Annotated in this window: 18 protein-coding genes; 12 read left to right on the top strand and 6 right to left on the bottom strand. The window is 55.0% G+C overall.

Features of this window, described 5'->3' with window-relative positions:
* The first annotated feature begins 25 nt into the window (after positions 1-25).
* The 3 genes from BLP53_RS10710 (at position 26) to BLP53_RS10700 (ending at position 3,575) form a co-directional block, all read left to right on the top strand.
* Positions 26-1,894: a methanol/ethanol family PQQ-dependent dehydrogenase gene (locus BLP53_RS10710; protein ID WP_091472158.1), complete on the top strand. Its 1,869-nt coding sequence runs from the start codon at positions 26-28 to the stop codon at positions 1,892-1,894.
* A gap of 13 nt (positions 1,895-1,907) precedes the next feature.
* Entirely contained in the window at positions 1,908-2,228 is a 321-nt protein-coding gene (locus tag BLP53_RS10705; RefSeq protein WP_091472157.1) for a c-type cytochrome, read from the top strand.
* Positions 2,229-2,330: 102 nt separating this feature from the next.
* Positions 2,331-3,575, top strand: coding sequence for an AmpG family muropeptide MFS transporter (locus tag BLP53_RS10700; protein WP_091472156.1), 1,245 nt, complete (start codon positions 2,331-2,333; stop codon positions 3,573-3,575).
* A gap of 69 nt (positions 3,576-3,644) precedes the next feature.
* Here BLP53_RS10700 and BLP53_RS10695 read toward each other — a convergent pair whose 3' ends face one another.
* From BLP53_RS10695 to nudB, 3 genes are all read right to left on the bottom strand, one after another.
* The gene (locus BLP53_RS10695; RefSeq protein ID WP_091472155.1) at positions 3,645-4,073 is read right to left on the bottom strand and encodes an HIT family protein; all 429 of its coding nucleotides are present in this window, start codon (positions 4,071-4,073) and stop codon (positions 3,645-3,647) included.
* On the bottom strand, positions 4,073-5,170 hold the full coding sequence (gene nadA, locus BLP53_RS10690) for a quinolinate synthase NadA (RefSeq protein WP_091472154.1): 1,098 nt from the start codon (positions 5,168-5,170) through the stop codon (positions 4,073-4,075). The genes BLP53_RS10695 and nadA overlap by 1 nt, the downstream gene beginning before the upstream one ends.
* Before the next feature lie 77 nt (positions 5,171-5,247).
* Entirely contained in the window at positions 5,248-5,703 is a 456-nt protein-coding gene (gene nudB / locus BLP53_RS10685; protein WP_091472369.1) for a dihydroneopterin triphosphate diphosphatase, read from the bottom strand.
* 184 nt (positions 5,704-5,887) lie between these two features.
* Between nudB and BLP53_RS10680 the strand changes: the two genes are divergently transcribed.
* From BLP53_RS10680 to BLP53_RS10670, 3 genes are read left to right on the top strand one after another with little or no spacing between them, the layout of a single operon-like run.
* Positions 5,888-7,171, top strand: a complete 1,284-nt coding sequence (locus BLP53_RS10680; RefSeq protein ID WP_245652808.1) for a TolC family protein — start codon at positions 5,888-5,890, stop codon at positions 7,169-7,171.
* A gap of 8 nt (positions 7,172-7,179) precedes the next feature.
* Positions 7,180-8,319 carry an efflux RND transporter periplasmic adaptor subunit gene (locus tag BLP53_RS10675; RefSeq protein ID WP_176755270.1) on the top strand — a complete coding sequence of 380 codons (1,140 nt, stop codon included), beginning with the start codon at positions 7,180-7,182 and terminating at the stop codon, positions 8,317-8,319.
* A 32-nt stretch (positions 8,320-8,351) separates the two neighbouring features.
* Positions 8,352-11,435: an efflux RND transporter permease subunit gene (locus tag BLP53_RS10670; RefSeq protein WP_091472152.1), complete on the top strand. Its 3,084-nt coding sequence runs from the start codon at positions 8,352-8,354 to the stop codon at positions 11,433-11,435.
* A gap of 359 nt (positions 11,436-11,794) precedes the next feature.
* Here BLP53_RS10670 and ispH read toward each other — a convergent pair whose 3' ends face one another.
* Positions 11,795-12,766 (bottom strand): 4-hydroxy-3-methylbut-2-enyl diphosphate reductase, encoded by a 972-nt coding sequence (gene ispH, locus BLP53_RS10665; RefSeq protein WP_091472151.1) that lies wholly within the window; start codon positions 12,764-12,766, stop codon positions 11,795-11,797.
* A gap of 131 nt (positions 12,767-12,897) precedes the next feature.
* Between ispH and purU the strand changes: the two genes are divergently transcribed.
* Complete coding sequence (gene purU / locus BLP53_RS10660; protein WP_091472367.1) at positions 12,898-13,752, top strand: formyltetrahydrofolate deformylase; 855 nt, start codon at positions 12,898-12,900, stop codon at positions 13,750-13,752.
* Positions 13,753-13,944: 192 nt separating this feature from the next.
* On the opposite strand, the gene lysA is transcribed toward purU, so the two are convergent.
* Both lysA and lptM read right to left on the bottom strand, forming a co-directional pair.
* Positions 13,945-15,189 carry a diaminopimelate decarboxylase gene (gene lysA, locus BLP53_RS10655; protein ID WP_176755269.1) on the bottom strand — a complete coding sequence of 415 codons (1,245 nt, stop codon included), beginning with the start codon at positions 15,187-15,189 and terminating at the stop codon, positions 13,945-13,947.
* Entirely contained in the window at positions 15,186-15,461 is a 276-nt protein-coding gene (gene lptM, locus BLP53_RS10650; RefSeq protein ID WP_143001369.1) for an LPS translocon maturation chaperone LptM, read from the bottom strand. The genes lysA and lptM overlap by 4 nt, the downstream gene beginning before the upstream one ends.
* A 29-nt stretch (positions 15,462-15,490) precedes the next feature.
* Here lptM and BLP53_RS10645 point away from each other — a divergent pair, with 29 nt between their 5' ends.
* Genes BLP53_RS10645 through BLP53_RS10625 form a run of 5 tightly spaced genes read left to right on the top strand, consistent with a single transcriptional unit; the run spans position 15,491 to position 18,653 of the window.
* Positions 15,491-15,901, top strand: coding sequence for a type IV pilin protein (locus BLP53_RS10645; protein WP_091472148.1), 411 nt, complete (start codon positions 15,491-15,493; stop codon positions 15,899-15,901).
* Positions 15,868-16,416, top strand: a complete 549-nt coding sequence (locus tag BLP53_RS10640) for a GspH/FimT family pseudopilin (protein ID WP_245652806.1) — start codon at positions 15,868-15,870, stop codon at positions 16,414-16,416. Before BLP53_RS10645 ends, BLP53_RS10640 begins: the two co-directional genes overlap by 34 nt.
* Positions 16,410-16,820 (top strand): type IV pilus modification PilV family protein, encoded by a 411-nt coding sequence (locus tag BLP53_RS10635; RefSeq protein ID WP_091472147.1) that lies wholly within the window; start codon positions 16,410-16,412, stop codon positions 16,818-16,820. Before BLP53_RS10640 ends, BLP53_RS10635 begins: the two co-directional genes overlap by 7 nt.
* Positions 16,817-17,971, top strand: a complete 1,155-nt coding sequence (locus tag BLP53_RS10630; protein ID WP_091472146.1) for a PilW family protein — start codon at positions 16,817-16,819, stop codon at positions 17,969-17,971. The genes BLP53_RS10635 and BLP53_RS10630 overlap by 4 nt, the downstream gene beginning before the upstream one ends.
* A gap of 13 nt (positions 17,972-17,984) precedes the next feature.
* Positions 17,985-18,653 carry a hypothetical protein gene (locus BLP53_RS10625; RefSeq protein WP_245652804.1) on the top strand — a complete coding sequence of 223 codons (669 nt, stop codon included), beginning with the start codon at positions 17,985-17,987 and terminating at the stop codon, positions 18,651-18,653.
* Positions 18,654-18,661: the final 8 nt, after the last annotated feature.

Below are 18,661 nucleotides of genomic sequence, written 5' to 3'. Positions count from 1 at the left end.
ACCGCAACCATTTTGGAGGTTATTTATGCAACAACGTATCAAGCTTGCGATCAGCACAATGCTACTCGGCAGCCTCAGTGCCGGCGCATGGGCCAATGCCGAGCTGGACGCAATGATGAAGGACGACAACCAGTGGCCCATGGCACGTAAAGACTACGCCAACCAGGGCTATAGCCGCCTGTCACAAATCAACAAAAGCAACGTCAAGAAGCTGAAACTGGCCTGGACTTTCGCTACCGGTGTCAATCGCGGCCACGAAGGCGCGCCGCTGGTGATTGGCAATATCATGTATATCCATACTGCATTCCCGAACAATGTGTATGCGCTGGATCTGGACGACAACCAGAAAATCCTGTGGTCCTATTTCCCCAAACAGAATCCGGATGTGCAATCCGTATTGTGCTGTGACAACGTGAATAAAGGCCTGGGTTACGGTGACGGCAAGATTTTCCTGCAACAGAATAATGGTGTACTGGTTGCCCTGGATGCAAAAACCGGTGCCAGATTGTGGGATGTGCAAGTCAATGACCCGAGAACCGGCTCTGCCAATACCAATGTACCGCATGTATTTAAAGACAAAGTGGTGACGGGCTGTTCCGGCGGTGAGTTCGGCGTGCGTTGCCACATCTCTGCCTACAACATCAAAGATGGCAGCCTGGCGTGGAAAGCCTATAGCACCGGCCCGGATAGCGAAATGCTGATCGGCCAGGATTTCAACAAGGAAAATCCGCATTACAGCGCCCTGTCCGTGTATGAGGATGTCAATGGTGGCAACCGGGAAGGCGGTTCTTTCAAGCCGCTGGATAAATCGCAATTGAAATACCCTGAAGCTAACCTGGGGGTGCGTACCTGGCTGAAACCACAACAGCAGAAAGATGGCTGGCAGAATGGCGGCGGCCCGACCTGGGGCTGGTACTCCTACGACCCGGCACTGAACCTGATGTATTACGGCACCGGCAACCCGGGTACCTGGAACCCGGACGTGCGTCCTGGCGACAACAAGTGGTCGATGACGATTTTTGCGCGCGACCTCGACACCGGCATGGCACGCTGGGGTTACCAGATGACGCCGCATGACGAGTGGGATTACGACGGCATGAACGAAATCATCCTGTGGGAAGCCAATGGCAAGCAACTGGCCTCGCATTTTGACCGTAACGGCTTTGGCTATACTTTTGACCGCACCAATGGCACCTTACTGGTGGCCGAGAAAATGCACCCGTTCGTCAACTGGGCAAGCAAGATTGACCTGAAAACCGGCATCCCGGTCAAGGATCCCAAGTACTCCACCCACCAGGATTACAACGCCAAAGGTGTTTGCCCGTCTGCCCTGGGTGTGAAAGACGAGCAACCAGCGGCTTATTCACCGAAGAATAAAACCTTCTACGTCCCGCTGAACCACGTCTGCATGACCTATGAGCCCGTGGAGTCCAAATACGTGGCAGGCCAGCCATGGGTAGGTGCCACCCTGACCATGTTCGCCGGCCCGGATGGTGTGATGGGCGGCTTTATGGCCTGGGATGGCCTCAAAGGCAAAGCCCGCTGGTACAACAAAGAGAGATTCTCGGCCTGGGGCGGCGCATTGGTCACGGCATCTGACCTGGTGTTTTACGGCACGCTGGATCGCTGGGCCAAAGCCGTGGATGCCAAAACCGGCAAAGAATTATGGCGGTTCCAGGTGGGTTCCGGCGTGGTCGGCAACATGATCACTTACGGCCACAAAGGCAGGCAATACGTAGGCGTGTTGTCCGGCATTGGGGGCTGGGCTGGCGTGGCCATGAACCTGGGCCTGACCAATGATACCGATGGCCTGGGCGCAGCAGGAGGCTACAAAGAGCTGACCAAATACAATGCCGCCCCTGGTGGCGGTGCCATGAACGTATTCAGTTTATAGGGAGGGAAACCCAATGCAATTATTCAATAAAACCTTGCTGGCCACCGCATTACTGGCGGCCACGGCTTCAGCGATTGCTGGCAATGGCGCCGAGGCATTGGCCCAGAAAAGTGGCTGCCTGCTGTGCCACGGCGTAGACAAAAAAGTGGTCGGCCCGGCCTACAAGGAAGTTGCTGCCAAGTACAAAGGCGACAAAACGGCTGAAGCCAGGCTGGTGCAGAAAGTGAAAACCGGTGGCGGTGGTGTGTGGGGCGATATGCCTATGCCGCCTAACAGCCCGCAAGTGAAGGACGAAGATATCAAGACCATCGTCCAGTGGGTGTTAAGCCTCTAACTATTTGTTTTACCATTGATCTCCGAGTGTGGCCAACCCGCAAGGGTTGGCTTTTTTTTGCCCCGGGACTAGCGATCAGGTAAAAGCGTTTACAATGCCGCCATGACCATTGCACAAACCCTGTTCACTCGCCGCATGCTGATGTGTGTGGCGCTAGGCTTCAGCTCCGGCTTACCTCTTTATCTGTTGCTGCAACTATTGCCCGCCTGGCTACGCAGCGAAGGCCTTAACCTCAAAACCATCGCCGCGTTTGCCTTTATGCAATTGCCCTATACCTGGAAGTTTCTATGGGCACCGTTAATGGACCGCTATACGCTGCTGCAGACGCTGGGCCGCCGCCGCAGCTGGATATTTGTCACGCAACTGGCCCTGCTGGCGAGCATCATTGGCCTGGGTATGTTCCAGCCGCAGTTCGATATCACCACGATTGCGCTGTTGGCTACATTGGTCGCGCTATTTTCTGCCAGCCAGGACATTGTCATTGATGCTTACCGGCGCGAGATTTTAAGTGATGAAGAGCTGGGCCTGGGCAATAGCATCCACGTCAACGCCTACCGCATTGCCGGCCTGGTGCCTGGCTCGCTGGCGCTGATCCTGGCCGATCACCTGCCCTGGTCGCAAGTGTTCCTGGTTGTCGGCCTGTTTATGTTGCCGGGCATCGGTTTTACCTTGTGGTCACAGGAGCCAGTGATTGTCAGCGTACCGAAAACACTATTTGCTTCAGTGGTAGAGCCGTTCAAAGAGTTCATGCAGCGCAGTGGCTGGCAACATGCATTGTGGGTATTGCTGTTTATCCTGCTCTATAAACTGGGTGACAGCATGGCCACCGCGCTCGCTACGCCGTTTTACATCGACATGGGCTTCAGCAAAACCGATATCGGCGCCATCGCCAAGGGCAGTGGCCTGGTCATGCAAATTATTGGGGCCTTTGTCGGTGGCCTGTGGATGCTCAAGCTCGGCATTAATCGCGGATTATGGGTATTTGGTGTGGTACAAGCTCTGTCGGTTTTGGGTTTTGCCTGGCTGGCACACAGCGGGCCATTTGCAGGCATTGGCGCTGTTGAGCGCAGCATGCTGGCATTCGTGATCGGCTTCGAAGCCTTTGGCGTCGGCTTGGGTACCGCCGCCTATGTTGCCTATATGGCATGCGAAACTAATCCGGCTTATACCGCGACACAATTGGCCCTGTTTACCAGCCTGTCGGCGGTGCCACGCTCGGTATTTAATGCATTGACGGGGGGCATGGTAGAAACCCTGGGCTGGGAACAGTTTTTTTATGTATGCGCCCTGCTGGCGATTCCGGGCATGCTGTTACTGTTCAGGGTAGCGCCGTGGCGGGAGCGTTAGTGGCTGGCTGCTCGCGACATGCGCTTTTTCGCCCAGGGGCAGAAAAGGTGATTCACCCAGTGAGGCGGCTTAGTTTTTAAGTGCGCATTCCACGCGCTCAATGACCACTTTTTGCAGCCTCTCTCTCACTTCTGTATTGAGGGGTTGCGCGCCGGAATCCCGCACTGCCTCTCCCCAATGACTATTGGGGAAATGCCTGTCACTCTCGAATCTGGGCAAGATATGCCAGTGCATATGCGGCGTTTTATTGCCCAGGCTGGCGAGGTTGATTTTGTCCGGCTGGATCACTTCACGCATCGCTGCTTCCACGGCAAACACCACTTTCATGGTACGCGCACGATCCTGCGGGGGCAGGTCAGTCATTTCTTTGATATGTGCCAGTAACTCCACGCGGCAATAGGCCGGGTAATCCGCATCGTTGAGCAGTACTACCCGGCAGAAATCATCTTGCCACAGGATATCTTGCGCAGATGGTGCGCACAGCGCGCAAACTGCCATCAGGAGACCGCCAGCATTCTGTCCAGTGTCAGTTTGGCCAGTTTGGCTTCGTGTTCGGGCACTTTGATCTGGTTGACCACATTGCCTTCGGCCAGGTTTTCCAGGCACCAGGCCAGGTGCTGCGGATCGATACGCGCCATGGTAGAACATTCACACACCACATGGCTCATAAACTGCACCAGTTTGTTTTGCGGTTTCATTTCCTCCGCCAGGCGGGTGACCAGGTTCAGCTCGGTGCCGACCAGCCACTTGGTACCGGGTTCCGCCTCACTCACGGTGCGCAGGATATATTCGGTGGAACCGACATAATCTGAATTGATGCAGACTTCAAATGCCGTTTCCGGGTGCGAAATGACTTTGCCATCCGGGTGCTGGGCGCGGAACTGGTCGATATTCTGTTTGCGGAACATCTGGTGCACCGAGCAATGGCCTTTCCAGAGCAGGATTTTGGCATCTTTGATCTGCTGTTCGGTCAGGCCGCCCATAGGCAGGTCCGGGTCCCATACCGGCATCTGCTCAAGCGGGATGCCCATTTTGTAACCACTCCAGCGACCCAGGTGCTGGTCGGGGAAGAACAGGATTTTTTCGCGCTGGCTAAACCCCCATTCGAGGATTTTCGATGCATTGGTACTGGTGCAGACGATGCCGCCATGTTCACCGCAAAAGGCTTTCAGGTCGGCCGCGGAGTTGATGTAGGTAACGGGCGTGATGGTTTCGTCAAAATTCAGCACTTTGCTCAGTTCGCGGTAACTGCGTTCGACTTTGGCCAGGTTGGCCATATCAGCCATGGAACAACCGGCAGCCAGGTCAGGCAGTACCACGATCTGGTCCGGCCGGCTCAGGATATCTGCCACTTCGGCCATGAAATGTACACCGAGGAAGACGATGTATTCGGCATCCAGGCTGTCACAGTATTTGGACAGTTTTAGGGAGTCACCGGAATAATCCGCATGGCGGTACACGCTTTCATGCTGGTAGTGGTGACCCAGGATGACCAGGCGTTTGCCGAGTTTTTGACGGGCAGCCAGAATGCGCGCCTGGCAGTCGTCGTCTTGTGCGGCTTGAAATTTCTCGAATTGGATGGTGGCAGTTTGCATGCTTTCCAGACATCGGGCCCAGCCCGGCTTTCACAAAAATGGTATTTTACCGCCTATCAGGATTTATCCCAATAAACTCATAGTATTAGATGGTGGTGTTCCCCCAGTTTTTTCAAGGCATCCACATTGGTCCAGCTGAATACTTTTTTTGCGGCTTCGCGCCAGTCTAGCCATTCATAGTTGATGTGTTCATCTGGCGCCAACGTCACCGGCAGCGCTGCCGGCAGGCAAAGGCCAAACAAATGCTCGGTATTTTCCGTGATGCCAGGCGCATAGCGATGGCGCCAGTGCGGGTAGATTTCATAGGTATTGCTGGCGTGCCAGTCCTGCAAGTCATAAGCCAGTGCTTCCAGCCCGGTTTCTTCTTTCACTTCGCGGATGGCCGCATCAGTCGGGGTTTCACCCGCCTCCAGGCTGCCCGTCACCGATTGCCAGTAACCGGCTTTATCCGCACGTTCCAGCAGCAGCACCTGCAAATCGGGCGTGTGAATCAACACGAGGGCGGAGACAGGGGTTTTGTATGGCTGAGTCATGCGGATATTGTCTATAAAGTGGCCGCTATTGTCCATCAATGAAAATGTCATAAAAGCTTATTGAGTGAAAGATTGTTGTAAGCACGGCTGAGTATTATCATGGCGAAAAAATTTGCATATTTTAAGGGAATCCTACTGCATGGTGTGGCGTCAATTGGGGTGCGTTTGCTGTGTAGCAATAGCGGTGTGGATACGACCATTGCAGGCAGAAGATGCTGTTCCTGTCGAGGTGCAAAATATCCCGCTTGATCATCTGACCCTGCAGCAGGCGGAACAGCTGTTTGCCGGGTATAGCCGCGAATTGCTGGCGGCCAAACGCTCGGTGCAGGCGGCAGAAGCCGATACCATTATTGCCGGCCAGCGGCCAAATCCGGTGTTCTCCTACAGTTTCTCCAGTTACAACCTTAACCGTGGCCAGGGCAATCCCAACCAGAGTGGGGCAAACGGTTTCTGGGACAAAACCTATAACAATACGGTACAGGTCAGCCAGTTATTTGAACGCGGCAACAAGCGTGAGTTGCGTGCATCGGTGGCTGAAAATGCGGCCAGGGCATCTGAATTTGATTTGAAAGATACCTATCGCCAGCAGGGGCTGGCAATGGGCACGGCTTATTACGACCTCAAACTGGCACAAGAGACGGTGCAGATTCAGCAAGCCAATGTCGGGTTGTATGAGAAAACCCTGCAGGCTGCCGAGTTGCGGCTAAAGGCAGGTGATGTGGCCTCGGCCGATGTGGCCAGGATACGCGTGGATGCCTTGCGTGCCAAAAATGATTTGCGCCAGGCAGAGGCCGTGTTGCAAAAAGCGCAAGCCTCCCTGGCGTATTTGCTTGGTAAAGACCAGGACGCAGCCAAACTCTATGTGGCGGATCCCTGGCCCGCGCCGGGAACGCAATCTGCTGCCCGTGAAGCGGATGACTGGCTGGCACAGCGGTCTGATGTGCAGGCCGCCGAAGTGCGCATGACACAGGCGCAGCAGGCCAGGAAACTGGCCGAATCGTTAAAAACCAGGGATGTGACCTGGGCCTTGGCTTACCAGCATTTCCCCGGGCAGGAGCCTGGCTCTGCGCCCGATACAGTCGGTGCGACGGTCAGCATCCCCCTGTTTACCAATTACCAGTATGAAGGCGAAGCCGCCCGGGCTGAAGTGGACTACCAGAGCGCGACAGAAGCGAAAGCGCAGGTCAGCGCTGCCGCCCTGGCGGAAATGCGGCGGGCCAAAGCTGACCTGGATGCTGCGATTGATAAGAATCGCCGCTTTGACCAGGGGATACTGACAGAAGCACAAACCGCGGCGGATGCGGCCGATTTTGCCTATCAGCATGGCGCCATGAGCGTGATGGATTTGCTGGATGCCACCCGGATTCTGCGTGCCCTGCAATTGGAGGCCGCTGGCGTCAAGGCCGATTATGCCAAATCCCTGCTTGCCTGGCAGGCTGCCACCCGCCAGACCTTTAATATCCCATGATTATAAAAATGCATACACACAACTTCCCTGTTTCCCTTGATGCGCCGGTGACTGCCCGCGCCGTTTGTCTAGCGCTCCTGGCGAGCCTGTGGCTGCCTGCGCCATTGCTGGCTGCGGCAACGCCAAAAGCAATGGATGAAATTGTCCTGACGGCCAGCTCGCCGCAGATGGCCAGCCTGAAAATCGAAGCGGTGAGCGAGATTCCGGTGCCGGTCACCGAGCCATTGAACGGCAAGATCATTTTTGATGAAAACCGCACCGCCCGCGTGTTTTCACCGGTCGCTGGCCGGGCTGTGACAATCAAGGCGCAAGTGGGCGACCAGGTCAAGGCAGGCCAACCCTTGCTGGTGATGGATTCCCCGGATGTGGGCGGCGCGGTGGCCGATGCCCGCAAGGCGCAAGTGGATCTGCAGCGCACGCAGCAGGTACTGGACCGTAACCGCATGCTGATGGAAGGCGGCGTGCTGGCAAAAAAAGAAGTAGAAACTTCGCAGGCCGACTGGGCATCTGCGCGTGCCGAATCTGACCGGGCTTCAGCACGGTTGAAAAACCTGGGTGTCTCCACCCACGCCAATGACTTGTATTCCTTGCGCGCACCTATCAGCGGCGTGGTGGTTGACCGCAAAATCAATCCGGGCAGTGAGGTCAGGCCGGATGCGGCTGATCCCCTGTTTATCATTACCGATGCGGTCAATCTGTGGGCCAGTATTGATTTGCCAGAACGTGAGTTAAGCCGCATCTCTCAAGGCCAGAAAGTGACGGTGCAGGTAGATGCGTACCCGGATGAGATTTTTAATGGCGAAGTGAAAACCATAGGTGTGATGGTGGACCCGGCCACACGCCGTATCCCGGTGCGCTGTGTGGTCGAGAGCAAAGGCAAACTCAAGCCGGAAATGTACGCACGTATTACGCCGCTGGATAACAGTCAGCATAAGGTGATCCGCCTGCCCAATAGCGCGCTGATTACGGAGGGTTTATTCAGCTATGTGTTTGTTGAAGAACGTCCCCTGCATTTTAAAAAGCGCAAAGTCACGCTGGATGTGCAGCGCAGGGAGTACGCCACGGTACAGGCTGGCCTGAAAGCCGGTGAGCGAGTCGTCACGGGCGGTGCCATCCTGCTCAACTCGGAACTGTCAGTGAATCCATAACCCGCCATTTCCCAGATAATCGAGAGCCGAAGATGTTAAAAGGGTTAATCACTTTTTCTTTGCAGCAGCGCGTATTTTTGCTGATTGGTGCGGTGGTATTGATGATATTCGGCTGGGCTGCGGTGCAGAACCTGCCGATAGAATCTTTCCCTGATGTGGAAGATGTGCACGTGGTGATTGTGACGCAGTCACCCGGCATGGCGCCTGAAGAGGTGGAGCGGGTGGTCTCGTTGCCGATTGAGCATGGCATGAGCGGTGTGCCCGGGTTGGCGCAAATCCGTTCGGTGTCCATTACCGGACTGTCGGTGGTCACGCTGACATTTTCCGAGCATACCGAAGATTATTTCGCGCGGCAGCAAGTGCTGGAGCGGCTGCAAGGCGTGAGTTTGCCAAGCAGCCTGCAACCGACACTGGCACCGCTGACCACGGCGGTTGGTGAAATTTACCGCTACCTGGTGGAAGCGCCCAAGGACATGCCGCAGCGTGAAGTACGTGCCCTGCAAGACTGGAAAATCATTCCGCAGTTACGCATGGTGCCCGGGGTGGCCGATATCACCAGTTTTGGCGGGGCGGTGAAGGAGTACCAGGTCAGGCTGGATCCGCATTTGCTGAAAAAATTCGCCATCAGTATCGATCAGGTCAACCGGGCCGTGGGTAATAACAGCGGCAATGTTGGCGGCGGGTTGATGCATCGTGGCGATGAATCGCTGGTGGTGCGTGGTATTGGTTTGTATCGCAGTGTGGATGACATCGCCCAGTCTGTGGTGGATACCCGCGATGGCAAACCGATTCTGGTGGGCGACCTGGGCCAGGTGGAAGTCGGTGAGCGGCCACGCTCTGGCATCGTGTCGTTTAACCAGCAGGACGACATTATTGAAGGCATCATCCTCATGACCAAGGGCCAGAACGCGGCCAAAGTCATTGAAGCCTTGCGGGAAAAGGTCGCACAGGTTAACCAGACCCTGCCAGCTGGCGTGAAAGTGGTGCCGTTCTATGACCGTACCGGATTGGTGGACCATACCGTGCATACCGTATCGGAAAACCTGGTGGTGGGTGCCTTGCTGGTGGTGGCCATCCTGGTGGTTTTCCTGCGTAACTGGCGCGCGGCCCTGATTGTGGCGTCAGTGATTCCGTTATCACTGCTGTTCGCATTTATTATCATGGATGTGCGTGGCGTATCTGCCAACCTGATCTCGCTCGGTGCAGTGGACTTCGGCATCATCATCGACAGTGCGGTGGTGCTGGTGGAAGCGTTGATGGTGCGGCTGGCGCTGGCGGAAACTGACGCCCAATCCGGATTGGCCTGGCGTATGCAGACGCTGAAAAGTACCGCAATTGACATGGGCCACCCTATCCTGTTTTCCAAGGCCATCATCATTACCGCTTTTCTGCCGATTTTCACCTTCCAGCGCGTGGAAGGCAAAATCTTTTCACCGATGGCGTTTACCCTGAGTTTTGCCCTGCTTGGCGCTATCCTGCTGACGCTGACACTGGTGCCGGCCTTGCTTTCCTACACCATGAAACGTGAGGACATGGCGGAAAAACATAGCGAATGGATGCACCGTATCCAGCTGGCCTACAGGAAAATCCTGCTCAGGAGCAACCACTCCAGAAAACTGGTGGTGCTGGTTTCAGTGGCGATCCTGGCCGTATCCGTGATCTCGGCTCCCATGCTCGGCTCTGAATTCCTGCCCAAGCTGGATGAAGGCAATATCTGGCTGACCGTGGATTTACCGCCTTCGGCCAGCCTGGAAAAAACCAAGGAAGTCGAGCGGCATATCAGGCAAATCCTCAACAGCTACCAGGAAGTCAGGCTGGTCGTCTCGCACGTCGGGCGGCCGGATGACGGCACAGACCCCAAAGGTCCTTACCATATGGAAATCCTGGCGGATCTCAAGCCGCACAACGCGTGGCACTTTCCGGACAAGGAAAGCCTGATCAAGGATATGTCACGCCGGATTCATGAAATTCCGGGCGTGCCGACCAACTTTTCGCAGGTGATTCAGGATAGTGTGGAAGAAGCGCTTTCAGGGGTGAAAGGTGAAATCGCCATTAAGATTTTCGGCCCGGATTTGTCCATTCTTGAGCAGAAGGCAGCCGAGGTTGTCACTGTCATGAATACCGTGAAAGGCGCGACTGACGTGGCCGCCGTGCGGATTTCCGGTAACTCCGAACTGGATATCACCTTGAATCGAAGGCAATTGGCGCGCTATGGCCTGATGGTGGAGGATGTGAACAGTACCGTGCAAACCGCGATGGCGGGTAATGCGGCCAACACTTTTTACGATGGTGACCGCCATTTTGATGTGACATTGCGCCTGGAAAGAACGTACCGCGATTCTGTGGATGATATTGATGACCTGCCGATTGCGTTGCCAAATGGCAATGGCAGCATTCCACTCAGCGAAGTGGCCGATGTCACCATCAAGCAGGGCGCATCACGCGTCAGCCGTGAGGCCGGAGCACGCATTGTCTCCATCAAGGCCAATATCACGGACCGGGACCAGGGCAGTTTTGTGCAGGACGCGATGCAAAAGGTTAAACAGCAGGTGAAGTTGCCGCCTGGTTATACCATGACCTGGGGTGGGCAGTTTGAAAACCAGCAGCGGGCCATGAAGCGCCTGATGGTGATTGTACCGTTGTCGGTATTGCTGATTTTTGTACTGCTGTTCTGGGCATTCAAATCGGTCAAGAATGCCTTGCTGGTATTGCTGATGATCCCGTTTGCGCTAGTGGGCGGCCTTGGCGGGCTGGCCTTGGCGGGCTTGCACCTTTCTGTGTCGGCGGCGGTCGGGTTTATCGCATTGGCCGGGATTTCCGTGCAGAACGGCGTGATCATGGTCGAGCAAATGAAGCATCTGCTGCGCGAAGGCAAGCAGCTCGGTGAAGCCATTGTGGAGGGTGCAGTCGCCAGGCTACGCCCTATCCTGATGACAGCCCTGATGGCCGGGTTGGGGTTGATGCCGGCGGCTTTATCGCATGGTATCGGCTCTGAAACACAGCGGCCTTTTGCGGTGGTGATTGTGGGCGGGCTGGTCACCGCCACCCTGTTTACGCTGTTGCTATTGCCGCTTTTATTTCCCTGGTTTACCGACGAGCGCCGTCGTCGTGCTTAAGCTAACGCTCGGCCTGGTTTTTAAAAACCACAGTGGTGGTTGAAAACAGCCATTTTTCACCCGCTTGCCTCTAAGGGCTGGCAGAACCCTTTGTAAATGAACGGGTTGAAGGAAGCGAAGGGTTGGCACGGTTGATGCTAAATAATCGGTGACCCCCTGATTGCTTGATGCATGAGGCGGTTCTTGCGATCTCTAATTGTTGTTGGTAGGTAACAACGGGTAATCTTCCCCGATTCTCCTTACCGGAGAATATTGCTTGCACCCAGGCCTTGGCGCCTGGGATTTTTTTGGCTGTCGCTATGGATGTGGATACGGTAACGGATAGCGCGCGGGCAAGGCGCTATGTCCGTTGCGCTTGATCAGGGTTGGTTTTGCGGACGTTTCTCCGCATTCGCCAGGTTCTTGGGTAACTGGAATACCACGTTTTCCACGACGCCTTGCAGCTCTTCCACCTGGGCAGCCCCCATGTTTTTTAATGCTGCAATGACTTCCTGTACCAATACTTCAGGCGCAGAGGCGCCGGCGGAGATGCCGATTTTCTGTTTGTTTGCCAGCCATGCCGGGTCCAGCAGGCTGGCGTTATCCACCATATAGGCTTCCACGCCCTGATTTTTGGCTACTTCACGCAGACGGTTGGAGTTGGAGCTGTTGGGTGAGCCGACGATAATCACCAGGTCGCAATCTTTGGCCATGATTTTGACTGCATCCTGGCGGTTTTGCGTGGCATAGCAAATATCATCGCTTTTTGGGGCTTTAATGCTTGGGAAGCGTGCTCTCAGCGCATTGATGACTTGTGTGGCATCGTCCACCGACAGCGTGGTCTGGGTTACATAAGCTAGTTTGTCAGGATCGGCGACTTGCAGGGCTGCCACATCTTCCGGCGTTTCCACCAAGTACATGCCGCCCGCTTCTGATTGACCCATGGTGCCTTCCACTTCAGGATGGCCTTTGTGGCCTATCATAATGATTTCCAGGCCATCTTTGCGCATCTTGGCTACTTCGATATGCACCTTGGTCACCAGTGGGCAAGTGGCATCATAGGCGGTCAGTCCGCGGGCCTCTGCCTCCGCGCGTACTGCTTTGGAGACGCCATGCGCACTGAAAATGACAATATTGCCTGCCGGAATCTTTTCCAGTTCGTCGACGAAAATCGCGCCTTTTGCGCGTAACTGCCCGACCACGAATTTATTGTGCACGACTTCGTTGCGCACGTAGATAGGGGCGCCGAATTTTTCCAGCGCCTGTTCGACGATGATAATGGCGCGGTCAACCCCGGCGCAGAATCCGCGCGGGTTGGCGAGTACGATCTCGGGTGTAGTCCTGGTTTGCATAAATCAATTCCGTAATGGCAGCTGTTGCATTTGCTGTGCGTGTGCCTGCTGTTAAACCTGTGGTCAATCACAAGGGCAGTCGGGCATCAGGTATAATCGGCGTTTTGTCGCTAGCTATGACGTCGATTGTTATGAAAAACACTGCTACCTTGCTGATTACCTGCCCGGATACCAAAGGGATTGTGGCGGCGATTGCGCAATTTTTGTACGAACACAATGCCAATATTTTACACGCAGACCAGCATCAGGATGCGGAAAATAATCTGTTTTTAATGCGGGTAGAATGGGACCTCAGCAATTTCAGTGTGCCTGTAGCGGGCTTCGATCAGGCATTCGGCCCGATTGCACAACGCTTCGGCATGACCTGGCAACTGAGGCTTTCCGAGCAGAAAACACGCATGGCACTGATGGTTTCGCAATATGACCACTGCCTGGTAGATTTGTTGCACAGGCATCATAGCGGTGAACTGGCCTGTGATATCCCACTGATTATCAGCAATCACCGCGATACCGAAAAACTGGCTGTATTCTATGGCATCGATTTCCATTACCTGCCGGTGACCAAGGACAGTAAAGCCCAGGTGGAAGCGCAGCAGTTTGCACTGTTCGACCAGTATGGGATTGATCTGATTGTGCTGGCGCGCTACATGCAGATTCTTTCCCCCGATTTTGTCGCACGTTACCCACAGAAAATCATCAATATCCACCATTCTTTCCTGCCGGCCTTTATCGGTGCGCGTCCTTATCACCGCGCCTTTGAACGCGGCGTGAAACTGATAGGCGCGACCAGCCATTATGTGACTGAAGTGCTGGATGAAGGGCCGATTATCGAGCAGGATATTGCACGCATTTCGCATCGCGACCAAGTGGAAGACCTGATCCAGAAGGGGCGTGACCTGGAGCGCGTGGTGCTGTCAAAAGCGGTGCGCTGGCATATTGAGCACCGGATTCTGCTCTATGCGAACAAGACGGTGATTTTTGATTAGGGTGTTGGTGGGCAAATAAAAACTAAATTCTTAATTATCCGCCGATAAACGCCGATCAGGGCAAGCAAGTCTGACTCCAGGTGAGCGGATAACTCGGTTCGTTTCCTGAACTGTCTGAGATTTCTCCGCGTTTCTGTCGTAAAAAGCCGTTTTATCGGCGTGCATCTGCGTTTATCGGCGGATAATATTGCTTTATGGCAGCGTGCGCTCCAGTTTAAACAGGTCGGTAATCTGCTCACGCTCACGAATCACATGTGCCTGATCTCCATCGACCAGCACCTCGGCCGCACGTGCGCGCGTGTTGTAGTTGCTGGCCATACTCATGCCATAAGCACCGGCGGAGTGAATTGCCAGGTAATCGCCTTCCTCTATCGCCAGGGCACGGTCATGCCCCAGGAAATCGCCACTTTCACACACTGGCCCGACCACTTCATAGGTTTGTGTTGCCGCGGTGGATGGTGCAATGGTGGTGATGTTGTGATAGGCGTCATACAGCGCCGGACGCATCAAGTCATTCATGGCGGCATCGACAATGGCAAAATTTTTGGTTTCACCTGGTTTCAGGTATTCCACTTTAGTCAGTAACACACCGGCATTGCCTACCAGTGCGCGGCCGGGTTCAAACAAGACCTTGACGCCGCGGCCTGACAGTTTTTGCATGATCGCGGCGGTATACGTACCGAAATCAGGGGGCGTTTCATCATCATAAGTAATGCCCACGCCGCCACCCACATCAATATGCTGGATATGAATGTTTTCCGCAGCCAGCGCGTCAACCAGGCCCAGCACTTTGTCCAGCGCATCCTGAAACGGCGATAGCTCGGTAATCTGCGAGCCGATATGGCAGTCAATGCCATGCACGGCAATATTCGGCATTTGGGCGGCCTGTTTGTATAAATCCAGCGCGTCTTCAAACGCCACGCCAAACTTGTTGTTTTTCAGGCCGGTGGAAATATACGGGTGTGTTTTGGCGTCGACATTCGGGTTGACGCGCAGGGAAACCGGCGCTGTCTTGCCCATCTCTGCGGCGACTTGCTGGATACGCTGCAATTCGTTGGCGGACTCGACATTGAAGCAGAAAATGCCGGCTTCCAGCGCCGCACGGATTTCGGCATGCGATTTACCCACGCCGGAAAACACCACTTTTTTCGGGTCACCACCAGCGGCAATGACGCGTGCCAGCTCGCCGCCGGACACAATATCAAACCCCGCACCCAGGCGTGCAAACAGATTGAGGATGGCTAGGCTGGGGTTGGCTTTGACGGCAAAACATATCAGGTGGTCGTGCCCCAGCAAGCCGGACTGGAAACGCGCAAATGTCTGCGTCAGTGCCGCTTTGGAATACACGTAGGTGGGGGTCTGGTGCGTTTGTGCGATAGTACGCAGCGCTACATTTTCGGCATGCAGCAAACCATTCTGTAGATTAAAAGCAGTCACGATGCAGAGGTTTTTTGTTGAGGTTGTTGAGGATATTGACGTTCGGGAATATATAAATCCCCCTTCAGGCCACATGCAGTCAATTGTGCGAGCAGCAGGCCAAGCGCCAGGAATCGTGTCCAGAGGGAAAGCATAATCCACCATCCGATATCAGTAGACCGGCATTTTAGCATTAAACCGCCAGCCACTTCATGCCGGGTGGCCTGACCATTCGTCGGCCAGGGGTCGCCATTGGTCGGTTGGTGCTGGACATTCCCTGCATCCATTTGCATGATAAAGGCACCATAAAAGAGGTGTGAATATGCAACGCTCAGCGCAACAAGGGTTCAGCCTGATTGAAGTGATGGTGGTGGTCGCCATCATGGGCATACTGGCAAGTATTGCCATGCCGGCCTACCAGGATTACATCAAAAGCGGCAACGCGGTAGAAGCACCTGCCAACCTGGCCAATTGCCGCGTGCAGGCAGAACAGTTCTACCAGGATAATTTCACCTATGCCGGCTTTACTTGCCAGCCTGCGGATGCCAGGTTTTTCGATTATTCAGTCGATAACCAGACGGCGACTACTTATACCCTGAAAGCGAGCGGGAGAGCCGCGCAGAATATGGATAACTTTGAATTTACCGTCAACCAGGACAATGCCAAAACCTCGAAATATGATGGCACGGTGGGCAGTAGTTGCTGGCTGACCTCCTCTTCGGGAAGTTGCTGACCGTGACTCAGCGCGGCTTTACACTGGTTGAGCTGGTGGTGACCGTCGTGGTGTTAATGGCGGTATCCATGCTGGCGGTTCCTGCCTTCCAGACCGCGATTGGCAATGCCCAGATCCGAACTGTGGCGGAATCTATCCACAATGGCTTGCAGCAGGCACGCATGGAAGCCATTAAACGCAATGCCAAAATCAAGTTCACCCTGGCCACCAGCAGTGCCTGGCAATTTGGCTGCGAAACAGAGACCACCAGCTGTCCGGCGCTTATCAGCCAGAAAAGTGCGTCAGAAGGCGCTTCCGGCAATATTGCCGTGACGGCTGACTACTACACGGCAGTATTTACCGGTTTTGGCACGCGTGACCCGGCGACGGATGCCGGGCTCTCACGCGTGGATGTGAGTAATGCCCAGGTAAATGAACAGGAGCGCAGGCAGTTGCGCATTTTACTGGCCGCAGGCGGCTATGCGCGCGTATGCGATCCTGCCGTCACCACCGCGGGGGATGCCAGGACATGCTAGGCAGAGTGCAGAAAAGGCAAGCTACCCTCCGCCATCCCGTAGCACAGCGTGGTTCGGTATTGATTGAATCCATGGTGGCGGTCGTGATTTTCAGCATGGGCGTGCTGGCGCTGATCGGGTTACAGACGGCGATGCTCAAAAACAGCAGTGACAATCGTTACCGTGCCGAAGCGCAACTGATTGCGCAGACGCAGCTGGCCAATATGATGGCCTCTGGCAGCGATGCCGCTACCTATGTCAGTCAGGTGGATCGTAGCCGCATTCAAGCGCAGTTGCCGAATGGCAGCTTGACCTTTTCTGCCATCACCAACAGCATGATTACGGTCACGGTCGGCTGGCAGGTGCCGGGTGGTAACCCGCACCAGGTGAGTGCTTCCAGTTATCTGTTTGATGTGATGCCATGATGCATACATTCCCTTACATGCCCCCACGACGCAGCAAACATCGCCAGGCCGGTATGAGCCTGATCGAGTTGTTGGTCGGCATCCTGATTGGCCTGGTGGCAACGCTGGCGATCAGCAATGTATTCAGTAGTTTTGAAGCGCGTAAACGCATGATTGCCGGCGGCGCAGATGCCCAGTCCAGCGGTGTGCTTGCCTTGTATTACATCCAGCGCGATGCACAAAATGCGGGGTACGGCTTGCCTCTGTATAACAGTGCGGACCCTTCGCCATTACTCTGTCCCATCGATACCTCCATTAATCAGGCAGGCGTGCTGATCAACCTGTCACCGGTAGTGATTGTCGATGGCGACACCGGCCAGGATATCGTGCGCATCCGTTACGGTAATCCTGCCGGCGGCGGGGCATCGATGCGTGCGACCGGGCTGATGTCTGCGCCTTCGCTGGATGGACGCCTGATTGGCTGTCAGGAAAATGATATCGTGCTGTTCCACCAAACACCCGCCAGCCCGAACTGCAGCATGGCGCGGCTGCAAAAACTCAACCCTGACCGTACCATCAACGCCCTGGCTGAACTGAATACGGTACCCACTGCCAGCCCGGTGACCGACCTGAACGGGGCGGACTGGGTGCGTTTTTCATGCCTGGGTGCATGGAACCAGTATGAATACACAGTGAATGCCGCTGCTGAACTCACCAGGACAGGTGGAATTTCCAGCGCAACGCCTTTCCCCAACAGCGCTGCCATACCGGTTGCCAGCGATATCGTGGCATTGCAGGCACAGTATGGGGTGGCCACCACCCTGGATGCAGCTTCTACTGCAACCACTGCCGCCGCGTATTTGAATCGCGTCGACCTGTGGACCGATGCCACCGGAGACTTTGGGCCGGCCATGAGTTTGCAGGACAGGAACCGCATCCGGGCCATCCGCGTGGCGGTGGTCGCCAGGGATGGCAACCTGCAGAAGAATATTGTCAGCCAGCCATGCACAGGTACCGCAACAGGCGTCAGCAAAGTATGTATCTGGAGAGAGGATGCCACGCCTGCCAATGTCAATTTAAGCCATATTGCTGACTGGCAGCGTTACCGCTACCGCACGTTTGAAGTCACAATCCCGCTCAGGAATATCCTCTGGAACCGCGATGCGCTATAAGCTGATATCACCTATGAAAGGCACGTCCACCCGCCTGCAACGCGGGCTGGTATTGTTTTTTGCCTTACTGGCCCTGGCGGTGATGTCAATTGCGGCCGTTGCGTTAATCCGCAGTGTCGATACCAATGCCTTGTTGTCCGGCAATATGGTATTCAGGCAGTCTGCCGGGACCGCCTCCAATGTGGCCCTGGAAGGCATCGCTGAAAATATTGCCAAGAAAGTGGCTCTGGCCGACAGCATTAAACATAACCCGCAGGTTGGCTATTATGCCAATTGCAGCCGGTTTGATACCCAGCCTGATGCTCTGGTCTGCGATGGCAACACCTTAACGACCATGGCGTGGAGTGATAGCAACAGCAGCCTGGCGCCCAGCCAGACCGATGGCAATGATGAAATCCGCAATGGCAGCGACAGGCAGGGTAACGAAATCCGCTATGTGGTTGAACGCATGTGCAACTACAGCGAGGCGGAAATTAATGCCGGCACGGCGAAAAGCGATGCCTCGCGCTGCATGATGGCCAGCTCACCCAATAATGGCGAAAACTGCTCGCATAACGTCACTAATCTTGAACTATTCAAACGCTGTATTTCCAGCTCGGACTCCCCGTTATACCGGGTCACGATCCGCATTGCCGGGCCAAAAAACACCTTAACGTTTATGCAATCCTTTATTTCCAACTAAAGGCCGGA

This window comes from Methylophilus rhizosphaerae (genome assembly GCF_900100975.1).
Taxonomy (GTDB): Bacteria; Pseudomonadota; Gammaproteobacteria; order Burkholderiales; family Methylophilaceae; genus Methylophilus; species Methylophilus rhizosphaerae.
This window is presented reverse-complemented; position numbering and strand designations above follow the sequence as displayed.

What these genes read in the sequence shown, in the direction of transcription:
- BLP53_RS10710 (WP_091472158.1), top strand. Translation starts at nt 26, where the DNA reads ATGCAACAACGTATCAAGCTTGCGATCAGCACAATGCTACTCGGCAGC.
- BLP53_RS10705 (WP_091472157.1), top strand. Translation starts at nt 1,908, where the DNA reads ATGCAATTATTCAATAAAACCTTGCTGGCCACCGCATTACTGGCGGCC.
- BLP53_RS10700 (WP_091472156.1), top strand. Translation starts at nt 2,331, where the DNA reads ATGACCATTGCACAAACCCTGTTCACTCGCCGCATGCTGATGTGTGTG.
- BLP53_RS10695 (WP_091472155.1), bottom strand. Translation starts at nt 4,073, where the DNA reads ATGGCAGTTTGCGCGCTGTGCGCACCATCTGCGCAAGATATCCTGTGG.
- nadA (WP_091472154.1), bottom strand. Translation starts at nt 5,170, where the DNA reads ATGCAAACTGCCACCATCCAATTCGAGAAATTTCAAGCCGCACAAGAC.
- nudB (WP_091472369.1), bottom strand. Translation starts at nt 5,703, where the DNA reads ATGACTCAGCCATACAAAACCCCTGTCTCCGCCCTCGTGTTGATTCAC.
- BLP53_RS10675 (WP_176755270.1), top strand. Translation starts at nt 7,180, where the DNA reads ATGCATACACACAACTTCCCTGTTTCCCTTGATGCGCCGGTGACTGCC.
- BLP53_RS10670 (WP_091472152.1), top strand. Translation starts at nt 8,352, where the DNA reads ATGTTAAAAGGGTTAATCACTTTTTCTTTGCAGCAGCGCGTATTTTTG.
- ispH (WP_091472151.1), bottom strand. Translation starts at nt 12,766, where the DNA reads ATGCAAACCAGGACTACACCCGAGATCGTACTCGCCAACCCGCGCGGA.
- purU (WP_091472367.1), top strand. Translation starts at nt 12,898, where the DNA reads ATGAAAAACACTGCTACCTTGCTGATTACCTGCCCGGATACCAAAGGG.
- lptM (WP_143001369.1), bottom strand. Translation starts at nt 15,461, where the DNA reads ATGCAAATGGATGCAGGGAATGTCCAGCACCAACCGACCAATGGCGAC.
- BLP53_RS10645 (WP_091472148.1), top strand. Translation starts at nt 15,491, where the DNA reads ATGCAACGCTCAGCGCAACAAGGGTTCAGCCTGATTGAAGTGATGGTG.
- BLP53_RS10635 (WP_091472147.1), top strand. Translation starts at nt 16,410, where the DNA reads ATGCTAGGCAGAGTGCAGAAAAGGCAAGCTACCCTCCGCCATCCCGTA.
- BLP53_RS10630 (WP_091472146.1), top strand. Translation starts at nt 16,817, where the DNA reads ATGATGCATACATTCCCTTACATGCCCCCACGACGCAGCAAACATCGC.
- BLP53_RS10625 (WP_245652804.1), top strand. Translation starts at nt 17,985, where the DNA reads ATGAAAGGCACGTCCACCCGCCTGCAACGCGGGCTGGTATTGTTTTTT.